Raw genomic sequence first — 16,422 nt, 5'->3', positions numbered from 1 at the left:
AGCCAATGTGACGATCTATGATGAGTCACACCATGTGATTTATAATGAAACCGTAACAGGAAAGGAAGGAATTGCGAGAGCCTACAGCCTTGAGGAATTTCCGGAGGGGGTTTACTTCTTGGAAGTGGAGACTAATCTGAAGAAAGTGACCCACGAGATAGTGGTTACAAATCAGGGGTCGACATTGTCCAGAAAAGCTGTTGGCGAAGTGTACAAAGGCGGCTTGAAAATGAAAAATGAAAATATCGCAACGGTGAATTGATTTGTTGCGTTTTGGTTAAGTTAGGATTTTGAGAAAACAGCTCTGATTTGGGGGCTGTTTTTTTGTTTAAATTTTAAACTGAGAGGGATAGGAGCAAGCTACCGAAGTAGTTCGTATAGCCCGGCCAATATATTATGGGCTGAAGTCTTTTTTTATATGTATTGATTAGTTGAAATTCTAATAATTTAGGATAAAGTAAATAGCTTGTAAATATTTTTACTTTAAAAATGAAAAAAAATGCCTTATTTTTACACTAAAATAATTTAAAAGTAAATATAATGGATTGGATTATCGCCAAAGAATTTGAAGATATAACGTATAAAAAATGCAATGGTGTTGCCAGAATAGCTTTTAACAGACCCGATGTGCGCAACGCTTTCAGACCTAAAACCACTTCTGAATTATATCAGGCTTTTTATGACGCTCAAGAAGATACTTCGATAGGAGTTATTTTACTATCGGCAGAAGGGCCTTCTTCAAAGGATGGAGTGTATTCTTTTTGTAGTGGTGGTGACCAAAATGCCCGAGGTCATCAAGGTTATGTTGGTGATGATGGACAGCATCGTTTGAATATTCTTGAAGTGCAGCGTTTGATTCGTTTTATGCCAAAGGTTGTTATTGCCGTAGTTCCAGGTTGGGCAGTTGGTGGGGGACATAGTTTGCATGTAGTGTGCGATATGACTTTGGCGAGTAAAGAGCATGCTATTTTTAAACAAACTGATGCTGATGTTACTAGTTTTGATGGTGGTTATGGTTCTGCATATCTTGCTAAAATGGTTGGACAGAAAAAAGCACGCGAAATTTTCTTTTTGGGACGCAATTATTCCGCTCAGGAAGCTTTTGAGATGGGTATGGTTAATGCTGTAATTCCACATGCTGAATTGGAAGATACTGCCTATCAGTGGGCTCAAGAAGTTTTAGGTAAATCTCCTATGGCGATTAAAATGCTTAAATTTGCAATGAATCTTACCGATGACGGTATGGTTGGGCAGCAGGTGTTTGCCGGAGAAGCAACAAGGCTAGCTTATATGACTGAAGAAGCCAAAGAAGGCCGAAACGCATTCCTGGAAAAACGCAAGCCAAATTTTGAAAAAAAATGGTTGCCGTAAAATGGTTTAAAAGTTTATGAGTTTAAAGAATTAAAAGTTTAGGGTTTCAAGGTTTTATTGTTTTGAAATCTTTAACGTGTAAAAAATACAAATGGAAAATTTTACAAACGAAACAATCGACACCACTCAACTGCCAAAATTTGAAGAAGTAGAATTCTCTGTACTGCACCCCAGTTATTGGAAAGTAACTTTACTGAGCCTTGCAGTATTCTTTTTGATTATTGGGTTGGGAACTGGACTTTTATTGTATTTTAATGATGAGCTTATTTCGTTTGTTTCAGAAATTGGTATTGTATATGTATTTTTGATATTGTTTGTGCTTTTCTTTTCGAGGATAAGTTTCAAGAAAAAAGGATTTGCATTCCGAAATCATGACGTGTTGTTCAGATACGGTATAATAGCTACAAATACAATTGTAATTCCTTATAATAGAGTACAGCATGTTGCTTTACATGAAGGATTGATATCAAGGTTTTTTGGGTTGGCCAAAATCGAAATTTTTACAGCGGGGGGGCGTTCGAGCGATATAGAGATTCCTGGAATTGCCAAAGATCACGCCGAAAACATCAAACAGCTTTTGATGGGCAAAATTCAAAAGCAGTTGTAATGGGAACCGATTTTAATCAGCCTCAGCGACAATCCATTATAGGGATTTTGGTACTGTTTTTTTATTCTCTTCAACAATATGCCAAAGCGTTTTGGCCAATTTTAGTGATTTGGATTTTTAGATTCAATGAAATCAATAAAATTTATTTGGTGGCAGGAATAATGGCTGTTTTTGCTGTTGTTGGTATTATTTCATATTTAAAATATTTGAACTTCACGTTTTATATTGACCAAAAAAATAACGAGTTTATTATCACAGAAGGCATTTTTAACAAAACCAGAACAACCATACAGCTTTATAAAATTCAGCAGGTAAATATCAATCAATCTTTAATTCAAAGATTAGTTGGCGTTTATGAGTTGGCTGTTGATACTGCAGGTTCCAATAAAAAAGAAGGAAATATTAGAGCTATCTCACATGAATTGGCATTGGACTTGAAATCGCGTTTATTGGAAAATGAAAATAAAAAATCTGTAAATATTGAGGATCAAACTATTAGTTCGGAAGAAATTTCAACTGAAAAAGATACTGTTGCAGACGTTCCTTTTATAAAAATAAGTTTTTTGAGTTTATTAAAAATTGGAATTACATCAAATTATATAAAAAGCTTTTTCGTGCTATTGGCTTTTTTTATCTCGCTTTTTGATCATATCAAACAAATTACAGGAAAGGACGTTTTACATGATGAAAACATCGAAAATTATGTCGATAAAAGTCAAGTCGCAACAGCATTTTTGATTTTATTTATTGTCTTCTTTTTGACAGTAATAATCATTAATCTGATTCGGACGGTATTTACTTATTTCGATTATAAAATTGCTAGGCAAAAAGGCTCATTATTGCTTTCTTACGGTCTGTTAAATACTAAAAGTACCATTATAAAGCCTGAAAAAGTTCAAATTGTAACCATTGCCCAGAACTTTTTTCAAAAGAAAATGAATGTTTTAAATCTTAAAATAAAACAGGCAACTGGCGGAGATGAGGAAGAAAAAAAACAGCTTATCGAAATTCCGGGCTGTAATCAAACAGAAAAAGAGGTGATTTTGAAACTGCTTTTTCAAAAAATACCTGAAAAAGGAGTAATGCTAAAACCTAATTTCCGAAAACTCGGTTTTTCAATTTTTCTTACGATTGGACTTCCTTTATTAGGGTTTTATTTCTTGAGAGATTTAATAATAGAGCAATTGCCTTTGATTGATTATTTTGTGCTGTTGTTTGTAATTTTTATAGGGACAATTCAGTTTTTTATTTTTAAAAATAACCGTCTTTATATTAATGATGATTTTATAATTTTACAAAGTGGGGCTTGGGATGTTACCAATAAAATTATTATCCCCAGTAAAATTCAGGCGATTACTGTTTCGCAGTTATTTTGGCACAAAAATATCAATATTGGTTCCTTAACTTTGCATACCGCTGGAGGCAATATTAGTTTTCAATTAGGTAATTTTACAGCTATAAAACAATACGTAAATCTTTGGCTGTTCGAAATGGAAACCTCAGATAGCAATTGGATGTAGAAAAATAAGTTAAAGATTAGAAGTTAGAAAATAAAGATTAGAGAATTTAGATGGAATAGGATAAATTGTTTGAATAATTTTAAACTCCTAAACATTTTTAAATCCTTAAACAATTAAACAAGAAAAATGAAACACTGGATTGAAGCTGCAAGATTAAGAACATTACCATTATCTGTTTCCGGAATTATAGTAGGCAGTATGTATGCACTGGCGAACCCTACCAATGAGGTACTGACTCCAACAGAAGTTTTTAATTGGGAGATATTTGCTTTTGCACTTTTAACAACTTTAGGATTGCAGGTACTTTCAAATTTTGCCAATGATTATGGGGATGGAATCAAAGGAACCGATAATGAAGACAGGGTAGGGCCAAAACGCGCTATTCAAAGCGGAGTGATAACACCACAAGCAATGAAAAAGGCTTTGGTAATTACCTCAATACTGACTTTGGCTTCAGCAATATTTTTAATTTACGTTGCTTTCGGGGAGAGTAATCTTATTTATTCTTTATTTTATTTAGTGTTAGGAATTTTGGCTATAGCTTCTGCGATTCGTTATACTGTCGGGAGTTCTGCTTATGGATACCGCGGATATGGTGATGTTTTTGTTTTCGTGTTCTTCGGGTTGGTGAGTACGTTGGGAGTTAATTTTCTGTATTCAAAACAATTGGATTTAGTACTTATTTTGCCGGCAATTGCAATTGGATTATTGAGTGTAGGTGTTCTGAATCTGAATAATATGCGTGATCAAGCATCGGATGCTAAATCAGGAAAGAATACTGTTGTGGTAAAAATAGGTGCCAAAGCAGCCAAAAAATATCATTATTTTCTAATTATAACAGCTATGGTTTTAGTTGTAGCTTTTGCAGTATTGAGCGGTTTTCAGTTCGATCAATACCTATTTTTATTAGCATATATTCCGCTAACGAAGCATTTGATTACAGTTTCTAAAAATCAAGATCCAAAATTACTTGATCCAGAATTAAAGAAAGTAGCATTGAGTACCTTTTTACTTTCCATATTACTGTCAATTTGTATGATTTCTTTAATTTCGGACATCATCGTGAATGTTTTCTTGGGCGGAAGATAATTCAAAAGCAATATCAAAAATCAATAAGTTGCAGTACTATTTTTAGCTTTTTTTCAATTTAAATTTAGAATAAAATGAAAATAACATTCTACGGTCACGCCTCTTTGGGAATCGAAGTGAGCGGCAAACACATAATCGTCGATCCTTATATTTCAGCCAATCCAAAGGCTTCACATATTGACATCGATACACTGAAAGCCGATTTTATTCTGCTGACACACGCTCACGGCGATCATATTCTTGATGTCGAAGCCATTGCCAAACGTACCAATGCAGTTATTGTTTCCAATGCTGAAATAGCAGGTTATTACGGCAAAAAAGGGTTTCAATCACATCCTATGAATCACGGCGGAAGCTGGAATTTCGATTTTGGCAAACTAAAATATGTAAATGCCATTCACTCGAGTTCTTTTCCTGATGGCAGTAATGGAGGGAATCCAGGCGGTTTTGTAATCGAAGGCGAGCACAAAAACATTTATATTTCGGGCGATACGGCTTTAACAATGGATATGAAGTTAATACCAATGCGAACTAAACTTGATTTGGCGATTTTGCCTATCGGCGATAATTTCACAATGGATGTTGATGATGCCATAATTGCTTCTGATTTTGTGGACTGCGATAAAATTCTCGGCATTCATTACGATACATTTGGATATATAGAAATCAACCACGAAGAAGCTATCAAAAAATTCTTCGACAAAGGAAAAGACCTGATGCTGCTCAAAATTGGAAGTTTCATCGAATTATAATTTAGGAGCTTTTTCCTGCTATCCGTTTCAATCTTGCTGGCCGAACCCCGGCCAGCAAGGATTTCCACTTCTATCAGGGCTAGGGCATTCTGGATTTCAAGATCGTTTATTTTTTAATTGATTTAGTATTGTAGATTAACGATTTTTAATTTAAGATTTGAAATGAACTCACAATTTATTTTACCTTTTTAATAAAATTTTAAAGCTCAGAGTGTACTCAACGTTGCTAATATCTTAAATCAAAAATCCTTATTCATCATTCAAAAATCTTTTATCATTTTCATAATGAAAAAAAAATATTTTCTATTATTTATTGCGCTTCAATTCACTATTAGAACTTTCTCCCAACAAGACGGTTATTGGGATAAAGACAGATCAACCACTAAGGAAATCAATGTATCCGCAAGAGACCGAATCATCATCAAAACCGAGGATTTACCGCTAGGAACTACCGAAATAGTTTATAGAATCACTCTTTTGGACGAAAATCAGCAATTGGCGAGCAGTTTGGTTTCGGTTTTGAAATCAATTCCCGATCCTACCGGAATCAGTCAGGGATCTGCAGGAGCTGTTTTTGTTTTATCAAAAATATCGGGAGATGATAAATGTACTTACGCCATTTTTTCAACCGATAAATTGGCAACAGAATATAAAGATTCGGGAAAAACACTCGAATCGTGTTTGGTTCAAGAAGAACCGGTCAGTAAAGATGCTAAACGTCTTTCTGTTGACAAATCAAGCTGTTTAAACGAAAATTCAAATACTTTATGGTTTGGTTTTGAAAGCAAAAACTGGATTATGAAGCAAAAAATCGTTTTGGAAGTCGTGCCTTGGGTGGATAAAAAATTAAGCCGAGGATGGAGTCTGGACAACAGAAAATTGATTATTGACCAATGCAAAACTTCCAATTTAGCTCAAAAAATGAGTAATTCAGATAATTTTTGCGTTTGCGTATTGGATAGAATTCAAACTAAATATAAATTTCAGGAATTTCAAAAGCTGTTGCTAATGGAACGTTCCAAAGTTTTTAAAGATGCCGGCGATATTTGCTTAAGCGAAACAAACGCATCTCCAGCCATTTCTGCCGATTTGCGTAAAGAAGCTTCGCTTTTAATGAAAAACGGCAAATATGGCCCTGCAATTGAGAAATTAGCCGTAATAATCAATAGTGGCAAAGCTGCAATTCTAGATTATAACGCGATCGGGAGCTGTTATCTTTTGACCAAGCAATACGGAAAAGCATTAAAGTATCTTCAAGATGGTGAAAAATTGGATAATACGGAGCTTTTAGTTCAATTAAATCTAGCCCACGCATATTTGCTGAACGATAATTACAAAGAAGCCAAAAAAATCTACAAGAAATATCAAAACCAAAATGTCATTGACAGTTTGAGCTGGATTCAAAAAACAGAACAGGATTTCAAAGCTTTCCAAAAAGCGGGTATTCAGAATGAGGATTTTGAAAGAGTGTTGAAATTGATGAAAGAATAGTGAAAAGTCTTGAAGCCTCATAATTCAAAAGTCCAATAATCAATAAATCTAAATCATGTTCGCATCCTATCACAAATTCATTCTCAATTTCAAACGTCCATCGGGAACTTCCCGAGGCGTGATGACAGAGAAAGAAACCTGGTTTATTATTCTAAAAAAAGATGGAAAAAAAGGAATAGGCGAGTGTGGTATTTTGAGAAGATTGAGTATTGACGACCGTCCCGATTATGAAGAAAAACTACAATGGACTTGCGCTAATATTCATCTCGGGAAAGATCAGCTTTGGGAAGCGTTATTGGAATTTCCTTCAATCCAGTTTGGGGTAGAAATGGCGTTACTGTCATTGGCAAGCGAAAATCCTTTTTTGCTCTTTCCGTCAAGCTTTACAAATGGTACAAAATCGATCGCGATAAATGGGTTGGTTTGGATGGGTGAAGAGGCTTTTATGAAACAGCAGATCGAAGAGAAATTAGCAGATGGATTTCGATGCATAAAACTCAAAATTGGAGCTATTGATTTTGATAAAGAACTACAGTTATTGCGGTTTATTCGACAATATTTTACTCCTGAACAAGTCGAAATAAGAGTCGATGCTAACGGGGCTTTTGATTCGAATGAAGCTTTATATAAATTGCGTCAACTGTCTGAATTTAAATTGCATAGTATAGAGCAGCCGATTAAAAAAAACAGCACTGACAGTATGGCAGAGCTGTGTAAAACCACTCCTTTTCCCATTGCTTTGGACGAAGAGCTGATTGGAGTGTTTACAGTTGCTGAAAAAGAAAATTTATTACTCAAAATCAAACCGCAATACATCATTTTGAAGCCTAGTTTTGTGGGCGGATTTCGTGGTACTCAAGAGTGGATTTCGTTGGCCGAAAAACGCAATATCGGGTGGTGGATTACTTCTGCTTTGGAAAGTAATATTGGATTGAATGCTATCGCTCAATGGACATTTACACTTAATAATCCGATGCCGCAAGGATTGGGAACCGGAGCATTGTATACTAATAATTTTGATTGTCCTTTACAGGTTTCACAAGGGCAATTATGGTACAGCAGCGAGCAGAGTTGGGACTTGGATATTGATGCTTTAATTAAATACTGAGGATATAATTAAATACAGGTTTTTTGGCTCGCCCAAATTAAAAAGCATTTTTATTGACTAAGAAAATCATATAAAGTAAAAAAGGCTCAAAACTGTATTTGTTTTGAGCCTTTTTGTATGATATAAACTTAGGAATTGTCTAATAAGGCAATACTCTTTTGTTTTTTTGTTCTTCTAAAAGTTCGGCTACTGCTAAATAAAAAGCACTGCTTCCGCAAATTACACCAATCGCTCCTGCAACTGGGGCTAAAGATTCAATACCAGTAAATTTTTCTATAGCCAATACAAAAAACAAAACAGTCAAGGATAAAAACACAAATTGCTGTACTTTACTGCCTCCCCAAGTTCCCCACCACATAAAAGCGGTAAATATTCCCCAAAGAGTTAAATAACAGCCGAAAAAGGGTGCTGGAGTTGTTCCTGCCATTTCAAATCCAGTATTTGGAAAAAGCCAAACGCCAACCAAAGTAAGCCAAAAGAAGCCATAAGAAGTAAAAGCAGTTCCTGCAAATGTTTTTCCATTTTTGAAAGATAGTATTCCTGCGATTATTTGGGCAAGACCACCATAAAAAATCCCCATTGAGATAATTACGGCACTCACTGGGAAAAATCCCAAATTGTGAATGTTTAGTAAAATTGTGGTCATTCCAAAACCCAGTAGGCCTAAAGGCGCAGGATTAGCTAATTTGTTTTCCATTTTTTTTAGTTTTTTTAATAGTTAGAAAAGTCTAATATAACGTTATAGTTCGTTACCAGTTGCTACAAAAATAGCATTTTATGGTATTAAATTTTCATTTGTGTGAAAAATACATATATTTTTTTAAGCATCTAAATCCAAGCCAAAAGTGGTTCTCAATAATTCAATGTTTGGATTTATTTCTAAAAGCCTGTTGTAACGGTCCTGATCGGTGAAGCTTCTTTTGATCTCTATGCTTTCGTTTACATTTACTTCGATTGTTATATCGTGATTGTGCAAATGTCCTCGCAAGTGTCCTAAAAGTCCAATCATTTCTTTTTCAAAATCTAGCTTAGAGCCTTCGTTGGGTAATTCAAAAGTAATTTTGGCGCCGTTTAGTTTCGGATCATTAATTAATAATAAGGATTCCATTATTTTGTACCCCTTGCTGCCAAGTCGTTCTGCATATTTTGTCCACTGCAAAAGCATTTCTGTTTCAGTAAATGATTCAGTAGGAAGTATAGTTGTATCTTCTTTTACAAATCCCTTTAAATTTTCTTCTAAAGCTTTTTTTGCTCGAATGCTGGAAAGCGATAAAGCTGAAAATTTAGCTTCATTGCTTGGAGGAGTTGAAACTGCAGGATTTGGAATTTGAGGTTTTTCCTCTATTGAAGCAACAGTTTTAGTAACTTCAGTATTTGAAGCTGTTTTTACTGTTTCTGCAGTAATTGGAATTTGGTTTTTAACTTTTGAAATTTCTGTGATTGAATAATCTGCAGTTTTTCTAAAATAAGTAGGAGGAATTATAAATTGCTCAACTTTTTTTTTTCTCCATCATAAGTGATAGAGGCAAGCTGCATTAAACAAAGTTCGATAAGCAATCGCTGATTTTGGCTGGCTTTGTATTTTAAATCGCAATCATTAGCAATATCAATTCCTTTCAGCAGAAAGTCCTGATCGCATTTTTGAGACTGAATTCCGTACAATTTTTGAGCTTGCTCGCCAACTTCTAATAAAACAAGGGTAGAAGGTGTTTTGCTGACCAATAAATCTCTAAAGTGACTGGCTAATCCAGAAACAAAATGATGGCTGTCAAAGCCTTTCGACAGAATATCATTAAATGCAATCAATAAGTCTGGGATTTTATTTTCCAGAATTAAATCAGTAACATTTATATAGGTTTCGTAATCTAAAACGTTTAAATTTTCGGTAACAGCTTGACGGGTTAGATTATTTCCGCAAAAAGAAACCACCCTGTCAAAAATTGACAAAGCATCACGCATGGCACCATCTGCTTTCTGGGCAATAATATGAAGCGCATCGTCTTCGTAAGCAACACCTTGGCTAGTAGCCACGTCTGCAAGATGTTCTTTGGCATCTTTTACGGTAATTCTTTTGAAATCAAATATCTGACAACGCGATAAGATCGTTGGTATAATTTTGTGTTTTTCGGTTGTAGCCAATATGAAAATGGCATGTTTTGGCGGTTCTTCCAATGTTTTCAAAAAAGCATTAAAAGCTGCGGAAGATAACATGTGAACCTCGTCAATGATATATACTTTGTATTGCCCTGTTTGTGGCGGGATGCGAACCTGATCGATTAAATTACGGATATCATCAACAGAATTATTGGATGCGGCATCGAGTTCGAACACATTGAAAGCAAAATCTTCATTGGGATCATCATAGCCTGGCTGATTTATTTTTCGAGCCAAAATACGGGCGCAGGTAGTTTTCCCTACACCGCGAGGTCCAGTGAATAAAAGGGCAGAAGCTAAGTGATTGTTCTCTATGGCGTTGAGCAGCGTATTGGTAATCGCTTTTTGTCCCACTACATCTTTAAATGTTTGAGGACGGTATTTACGTGCCGATACTACAAATTGTTCCATAGGATTTTTTATTCGAAAGCAAATATAGGACTTGAAAAATCAAAAAACAAGTTCCGAAATTTTAATTTTTTCAGTTATTGATTTCTAATAAAAGATAAGGTAATTCGTTTTTTTTGTGATATTATTTATGTATTTTCACACAGCTTTTATTTTCAGGCTTTATAAATCGGTTTTTATATGAATGTTTCCAAAAGAATTGCAATTGTTGGAGGAGGGCTGGCTGGACTCACGGCTGCAGTACATTTGTCTAAAATTGGATTAAAAGTTGTTTTATTTGAAAAAAACGAATATCCAAAGCATAAAGTCTGCGGAGAGTATATTTCGAATGAAATTGTACCTTATTTAAATTGGCTCTCACTAAATATATCTGAATTAAATCCTGTTCAAATTTCAAAACTGGATTTCTCAACTGCTGATGGCAGAATGATCCATTGCGATTTGCCGCTTGGCGGATTTGGCGTCAGCCGTTATGCTTTGGATGCTTTTCTTTATAAAAAAGCAATTCAAAATGGCTGCAAAATTATCCGGGATAGCGTTGATCATATTGTTTATGAAGATGATATTCATACAATTTCGACTTTAAAAAATGGGGTTTTTACTTCAGAAATTGTCATTGGGGCTTTTGGAAAACGATCCAATATTGATCAAAAACTAAAAAGAAAATATATTCAAAAAAAATCACATTGGCTGGCTGTGAAAGCTCATTATTCTGGTGAATTCCCAAATGACACAGTGGGATTGCATAATTTTGGAGGAGGATACTGCGGGGTTTCAAAAGTAGAAAACAATGCGATAAATGTGTGTTATTTGGCCAGTTATGACTCTTTTAAAAAATATAAAAATACGGATGATTATCAAAATGAGATTGTAAGTAAGAATCCGCATTTGAAATTGATTTTTGATTCCGGTAAAATGCTTTTTGAAGCTCCGTTAACGATTAGTCAAGTGTCATTTTATAGAAAAACACTCCTAGAGAATCATATTCTGATGATTGGGGATGCTGCTGGCTTAATTCATCCTTTGTGCGGAAACGGCATGGCTATGGCGATTCATAGTGCCAAAATTGTTTCAGAACTGATTGCAGATTTTTATGGAAACAAGATAAAAACAAGAGAAGAGCTGGAAAAAAAGTTTGTTAGTGAATGGAAAGCAAATTTTAAAAAGAGATTAAGAATGGGGCGTTTTTTAGCATTTATATTACAAAAACAAAAGGTTAGTGCTTTTTTGATGAAAATAATGATTAAATTCCCAAAGTTATTGCCAGTCATAATAAAGCAGACTCATGGTCAGTTAATAGATGTTTAAGGAGTAATAAATTTGATTTTAGATTATAACGCTGAGAAATAAAAGCAGGATGTTTATAAAAATGAAACACAGAACTGATGATCCGGAAATAATGGATGATTTTCAGTTGGAAGGAGATGTTTTGAGGCAGGCTTTGGATAAAATTGCTCAAATAAATCAGTTTTTGGGAGGGAATAAGCTGACTTTGAAAGGCGTAGCTAAATTGCTTAAAAAAGTTCACAATTCAAGGCCGATTACTATTGTTGATGTAGGTTGTGGTAATGGTGATATGTTGCGGAAATTAGCTGATTTTGGTTTTCAGAATGATTTAAATCTGCAATTGATTGGGGTTGATGCTAATAAATTTACGGTAAATTATGCTGTTGATTTGTCTAAAGGATATTCAAATATTATTTATAGATGTGAAGATATTTTTGATGAATCTTTCAGTGAATTAAAATACGATATGGTATTGTGTACGTTGACATTACATCATTTTAAAAATGAAGATATTATTAAATTGCTAATACTGTTTAATAAAAATTCGAAACTTGGTTTTGTTGTCAATGATTTACAGAGAAGTCCTGTAGCCTATCGATTGTTTCAAGTGCTTTGTTTTGTGTTTCGGCCGAATGAGATGTCGCGAGAAGATGGTTTGACTTCTATTTTGAGAGGGTTTAAAAAGCATGAATTGATTGCTTTTTCTGAAAATTTAGGATTTGAAAAATACAGTATTCAATGGAAGTGGGCGTTTCGGTATCAGTGGATTGTTGAGAAATAAGAATTATTTTGTTCTTTTGGATAATGGCAAAAAGACAAAATGCCAGCCCTTAGCCCCGATTGAAGTGGAAATCCTCTCTCGTTTTTCCAACGAGAGAGATTGTAACGAAAAGCGGGACGATATTAATAAATGAGCCAAATGTTTCTGCTCCTGACAGTAATAATTGGAAAGATTTAAAATTGATTTACTAAAGAAAATAAATGAGCGTAAAAATAAAATGTGTTACCAAGCAATTGCCGAAGTTTTCAAGAACTACGGAGGAGATTCTTCCTTTTTTGGATATTTGGTTAGAAGGTCAGGAAGAGCGTTTTATTCGGAAAGTTAAGAAGATTTTTGAAGGAGCCGGAGTTGATAAAAGGTATTCGATAATGGATCCGATTTCGGTTTTTGAAAACACTTCGTTTGAAGAGAAAAATGACATTTATGTAAGGGAAGTGATTGATTTGGGAGAGAAAGTCTTGGATAAGGCTTTGAAAAAAGCGCAATGGCTGCCTGAGGATTTGGATTATATCATCACGGTGAGCTGTACAGGGATAATGATTCCTTCTCTGGATGCTTATTTGATTAACCGTTTGAAATTGAAGCAGGATATTGTGCGGCTGCCGGTTACTGAAATGGGTTGTGCGGCAGGGATTTCGGGCATTATATACGCGAAGAATTTTCTTCAGGCTAATCCAGGTAAAAAAGCGGCGGTTATTGCAGTAGAAAGCCCGACGGCTACTTTTCAATTGGATGATTTTTCAATGGCAAATATAGTGAGTGCGGCTATTTTTGGCGATGGAGCGTCTTGTGTTTTGCTTTCGTCGGTAGAAGAGGAGGATGGACCGGAGATTTTGGCTGAAGAAATGTATCATTTTTATGATAAAATTCAGATGATGGGATTTAAGCTCACTAATTTGGGACTGCAGATGATTCTGGATATTGAGGTTCCTGAGACGATAAGTTCTCATTTTGGGGATATCATTCATCCTTTTCTGGAAAAGAATAATTTGAAGATAGCTGCAATTGATCATTTGATTTTTCATCCCGGCGGGAAAAAAATTGTGCAGATTGTTGAAGAACTTTTTACGGTCTATGGAAAAAATATTGATGATACCAAAGAAGTTTTAAAGCTTTACGGCAATATGTCGAGCGCGACCGTATTGTATGTTTTGGAGCGGTTTATGGATAAAAAGCCTAAAAAAGGATCTAAGGGCTTAATGTTGAGTTTTGGGCCTGGATTTTCGGCTCAAAGGGTTTTGCTGCAGTTTTAAAATAATTTTTGTCAGAATAATGGAAAAAATAGATATAATTTCAAAATTACCTTATTCTAAACCGTTCCTGTTTGTGGATAAAATCATCAGGATAGATGAAGACGGAGTGGAAGGGGAGTTTACTTTTGATGAGAATCTGGATTTTTACAAAGGGCATTTTAAAGAAAAACCAGTTACGCCCGGAGTAATTCTTACGGAGGTTATGGCTCAGATTGGAGTGGTTTGTCTCGGTGTTTATTTGTTAAATGAAAAAGTTAATAAAATATCATTAATTGCGTTAACATCAGTTAGTATTGATTTTTTAAAACCTGTTTTTCCGACTGAAAAAGTAACGGTGATTTCGGAAAAAATCTATTTTAGATTTGGAAAGTTAAAATGCAAGGTCAGTATGCAAAATGAAAAAGGAGATACGGTTTGCAGCGGTGTAATTGCTGGTATGATGACTTTTTGAAAATTAAAAATCTAAAAAATAAAGATGTAGCCATTAAGCTGATTATTATTTAAACTTTGAATTAACATTGGAATTGCTATTGAAACTGTAATTAAAAATGAAGAATCGCGTTGTTATAACCGGATTAGGTATAGTTGCTCCAAATGGGGTGGGACTTGACGCGTTTCAGCATGCGGTAAAGAACGGAATTTCAGGAATAAGACATTTTGAGGAATTGGAAAGATTGAAATTTTCTTGCCAGATTGCTGGGATGCCTGACGTTTCTACAGAATTAGCATTACAGTATTTTACAGAGCTGGAACTCAAGAACTTTAATTCTTCGGGGATTCTATATGGTGTTATTGCAGGAATTGATGCTTGGAAAGATGCCGGATTATTGATGGAGAAATTTGATGAACCCGATTGGGACAGCGGCACTATTTTTGGTTCTGGAACTTCGGGAATTGATAAATTTCGAGAGAGTATTTATAAAATTGATAATTTTAAAGTTAGAAATTTAGGAAGCTCTTCGGTAATTCAAACAATGAACAGTGGTGTTAGTGCTTATTTAGGGGGTAAATTGGGTTTGGGAAATCTGGTGACATCAAATTCTTCGGCTTGTACTACTGGAACCGAAAGCATTATTATGGGATATGAGCGCATACGGTCAGGACAGGCTAAACGTATTTTGGCTGGAAGCACAAGTGATTCGGGACCTTATATTTGGGGAGGATTTGATGCGATGCGGGTATGCACTTATAAGCATAACGATTCTCCAGAAACAGGATCTAGGCCAATGTCAGCGAGCTCATCTGGATTTGTTCCTGCCAGCGGCGCAGGAGCTTTGGTTCTTGAAGACTTGGATACGGCTTTAAAACGAGGGGCGAGGATATATGCAGAGGTATTGGGGGGAGCCTTAAATTCAGGCGGACAAAGAGGATTAGGGACATTGACTGCTCCAAATCCTGTTGCTGTTCAAAAATGTATTCAAAGTGCGTTGACAAATGCTGGAATTACGGGACAAGATGTTGATGCTGTTAATGGACATCTTACGGCAACTTCAAAGGATGGTTTGGAAATTTTAAATTGGAGCGCAGCTTTAAATCGAGAAGGGATTGATTTTCCTTATATAAATTCATTGAAATCGACTGTAGGACATTGTTTGTCGGCGGCTGGGAGTATTGAGAGTGTAGCTGCTGTTTTGCAGTTGTATCAAGGATTTGTTTTTCCAAATCGGAATTGTGAAGATTTACATCCTGAAATTGAAGCAATTATTGATTCTTCCAGAATTCCTTTAAAATTAATTGAAACCGATTTGAACATTATTTTAAAGGCCAGTTTTGGTTTTGGAGATGTAAACGGGTGCGTTGCTTTTAAAAAAATAATATCTTAGTAGTTTAATATTAGGCAGTTAATGTGATAAAAAATAATATTATGGATAAAGAACAAGCATTCGAACAATTAAAAAATATAGTAAAGCCTTATGTTCAAGATCAGAAAGCTTTTGAATCTATTTCTGAAGAAACAGATTTTATAAATGATTTAAAAATAAATTCAGCTAATCTAGTTGATGTGATTTTGGATATTGAAGAGAAGTTTGACATCATGATTGATAATGAATCAATGAAGAAGATGGCTAATGTAAAAGAAGCAATCGCTATTATTGAAACTGAGCTATTGAAAGAATGATTGGGAATGATATCATTGACCTTGACTTAGCCCGGAAAGAAAGCAATTGGAAAAGAAAAGGCTTTTTGGAGAAAATATTTTCTCAACAGGAGCAAAATTTGATTCTGAATGATTCAATTCCAGAGCTTATGGTTTGGAATTTATGGAGCAGAAAAGAAGCGGCCTATAAAATTTATAACCGCTATACGGGAATTGGAGGCTATTTCCCGTGGTTATTACAGTGTTCTTATGATAATCAGAATTTGGGTAAGGTTGTTATTGATGATTTTATTTTTTATACCCAAACAGAAATAACACATGATTATATTTATTCTATTGCAGTTTCTGATAAAGCTGTTTTTGATAAAATAAAACCTCTGGAAACAGCAGCAGATATAAAAAAAGATAATGGGATACCATATATCCTGGATGTTTTGACTAATACAATTCAACCAGTATCAAAAACTCATCATGGGCGGTTCCAAAAGATAATTTCACTATAG

Annotated in this window: 17 protein-coding genes and 1 pseudogene; 15 read left to right on the top strand and 3 right to left on the bottom strand. The window is 34.9% G+C overall.

Annotated elements, in window-relative coordinates; translation table 11 throughout:
- The 8 genes and pseudogenes from AC1DVP_RS10720 to AC1DVP_RS10685 form a co-directional block, all read left to right on the top strand.
- A pseudogene (locus AC1DVP_RS10720) lies at positions 1–262 on the top strand (secretion protein); the annotation flags it as partial.
- Positions 263–540: 278 nt separating this feature from the next.
- Positions 541–1,371: a 1,4-dihydroxy-2-naphthoyl-CoA synthase gene (locus tag AC1DVP_RS10715; RefSeq protein ID WP_477183461.1), complete on the top strand. Its 831-nt coding sequence runs from the start codon at positions 541–543 to the stop codon at positions 1,369–1,371.
- A gap of 91 nt (positions 1,372–1,462) precedes the next feature.
- Positions 1,463–1,978 (top strand): PH domain-containing protein, encoded by a 516-nt coding sequence (locus AC1DVP_RS10710; RefSeq protein WP_477183460.1) that lies wholly within the window; start codon positions 1,463–1,465, stop codon positions 1,976–1,978.
- Complete coding sequence (locus AC1DVP_RS10705; protein WP_477183459.1) at positions 1,978–3,498, top strand: PH domain-containing protein; 1,521 nt, start codon at positions 1,978–1,980, stop codon at positions 3,496–3,498. The genes AC1DVP_RS10710 and AC1DVP_RS10705 overlap by 1 nt, the downstream gene beginning before the upstream one ends.
- 126 nt (positions 3,499–3,624) lie before the next feature.
- Positions 3,625–4,587: a 1,4-dihydroxy-2-naphthoate octaprenyltransferase gene (gene menA / locus AC1DVP_RS10700; protein ID WP_477183458.1), complete on the top strand. Its 963-nt coding sequence runs from the start codon at positions 3,625–3,627 to the stop codon at positions 4,585–4,587.
- A 74-nt stretch (positions 4,588–4,661) separates the two neighbouring features.
- Positions 4,662–5,339: a metal-dependent hydrolase gene (locus AC1DVP_RS10695; RefSeq protein ID WP_477183457.1), complete on the top strand. Its 678-nt coding sequence runs from the start codon at positions 4,662–4,664 to the stop codon at positions 5,337–5,339.
- Between the two features lie 285 nt (positions 5,340–5,624).
- The gene (locus tag AC1DVP_RS10690; RefSeq protein WP_477183456.1) at positions 5,625–6,830 is read left to right on the top strand and encodes a tetratricopeptide repeat protein; all 1,206 of its coding nucleotides are present in this window, start codon (positions 5,625–5,627) and stop codon (positions 6,828–6,830) included.
- 55 nt (positions 6,831–6,885) lie between these two features.
- Positions 6,886–7,938 carry an o-succinylbenzoate synthase gene (locus AC1DVP_RS10685; protein ID WP_477183455.1) on the top strand — a complete coding sequence of 351 codons (1,053 nt, stop codon included), beginning with the start codon at positions 6,886–6,888 and terminating at the stop codon, positions 7,936–7,938.
- Between the two features lie 139 nt (positions 7,939–8,077).
- Here AC1DVP_RS10685 and AC1DVP_RS10680 read toward each other — a convergent pair whose 3' ends face one another.
- The 3 genes from AC1DVP_RS10680 to dnaX all read right to left on the bottom strand — a co-directional run bounded on the left by AC1DVP_RS10680 (position 8,078) and on the right by dnaX (position 10,503).
- Positions 8,078–8,635 carry an acetate uptake transporter gene (locus AC1DVP_RS10680; RefSeq protein ID WP_477183454.1) on the bottom strand — a complete coding sequence of 186 codons (558 nt, stop codon included), beginning with the start codon at positions 8,633–8,635 and terminating at the stop codon, positions 8,078–8,080.
- A gap of 123 nt (positions 8,636–8,758) precedes the next feature.
- Positions 8,759–9,046, bottom strand: a complete 288-nt coding sequence (locus AC1DVP_RS10675) for a DNA polymerase III (RefSeq protein WP_477183453.1) — start codon at positions 9,044–9,046, stop codon at positions 8,759–8,761.
- A 371-nt stretch (positions 9,047–9,417) separates the two neighbouring features.
- Positions 9,418–10,503, bottom strand: coding sequence for a DNA polymerase III subunit gamma/tau (dnaX, locus tag AC1DVP_RS10670; protein WP_477183452.1), 1,086 nt, complete (start codon positions 10,501–10,503; stop codon positions 9,418–9,420).
- Between the two features lie 177 nt (positions 10,504–10,680).
- On the opposite strand from dnaX, the gene AC1DVP_RS10665 reads away from it, so the two are divergent.
- From AC1DVP_RS10665 to AC1DVP_RS10635, 7 genes are all read left to right on the top strand, one after another.
- Positions 10,681–11,808 carry an NAD(P)/FAD-dependent oxidoreductase gene (locus AC1DVP_RS10665; protein WP_477183451.1) on the top strand — a complete coding sequence of 376 codons (1,128 nt, stop codon included), beginning with the start codon at positions 10,681–10,683 and terminating at the stop codon, positions 11,806–11,808.
- 61 nt (positions 11,809–11,869) lie between these two features.
- A complete protein-coding gene (locus AC1DVP_RS10660; protein ID WP_477183450.1) occupies positions 11,870–12,568 on the top strand; it encodes a methyltransferase domain-containing protein in 699 nt (232 codons plus the stop codon).
- Positions 12,569–12,768: 200 nt separating this feature from the next.
- Positions 12,769–13,821, top strand: a complete 1,053-nt coding sequence (locus AC1DVP_RS10655) for a type III polyketide synthase (RefSeq protein ID WP_477183449.1) — start codon at positions 12,769–12,771, stop codon at positions 13,819–13,821.
- A gap of 19 nt (positions 13,822–13,840) precedes the next feature.
- Positions 13,841–14,272, top strand: coding sequence for a 3-hydroxyacyl-ACP dehydratase FabZ family protein (locus AC1DVP_RS10650; RefSeq protein WP_477183448.1), 432 nt, complete (start codon positions 13,841–13,843; stop codon positions 14,270–14,272).
- 97 nt (positions 14,273–14,369) lie between these two features.
- Complete coding sequence (locus AC1DVP_RS10645) at positions 14,370–15,644, top strand: beta-ketoacyl-[acyl-carrier-protein] synthase family protein (RefSeq protein WP_477183447.1); 1,275 nt, start codon at positions 14,370–14,372, stop codon at positions 15,642–15,644.
- Positions 15,645–15,685: 41 nt separating this feature from the next.
- Positions 15,686–15,940, top strand: coding sequence for an acyl carrier protein (locus tag AC1DVP_RS10640; RefSeq protein ID WP_477183446.1), 255 nt, complete (start codon positions 15,686–15,688; stop codon positions 15,938–15,940).
- Complete coding sequence (locus AC1DVP_RS10635; RefSeq protein ID WP_477183445.1) at positions 15,937–16,422, top strand: 4'-phosphopantetheinyl transferase family protein; 486 nt, start codon at positions 15,937–15,939, stop codon at positions 16,420–16,422. Before AC1DVP_RS10640 ends, AC1DVP_RS10635 begins: the two co-directional genes overlap by 4 nt.

This window comes from Flavobacterium sp. P3_A6 (assembly GCF_056403035.1).
The sequence above is the reverse complement of the archived record's forward strand: the minus strand, read 5'-3'. Positions and strand labels throughout refer to the sequence as shown.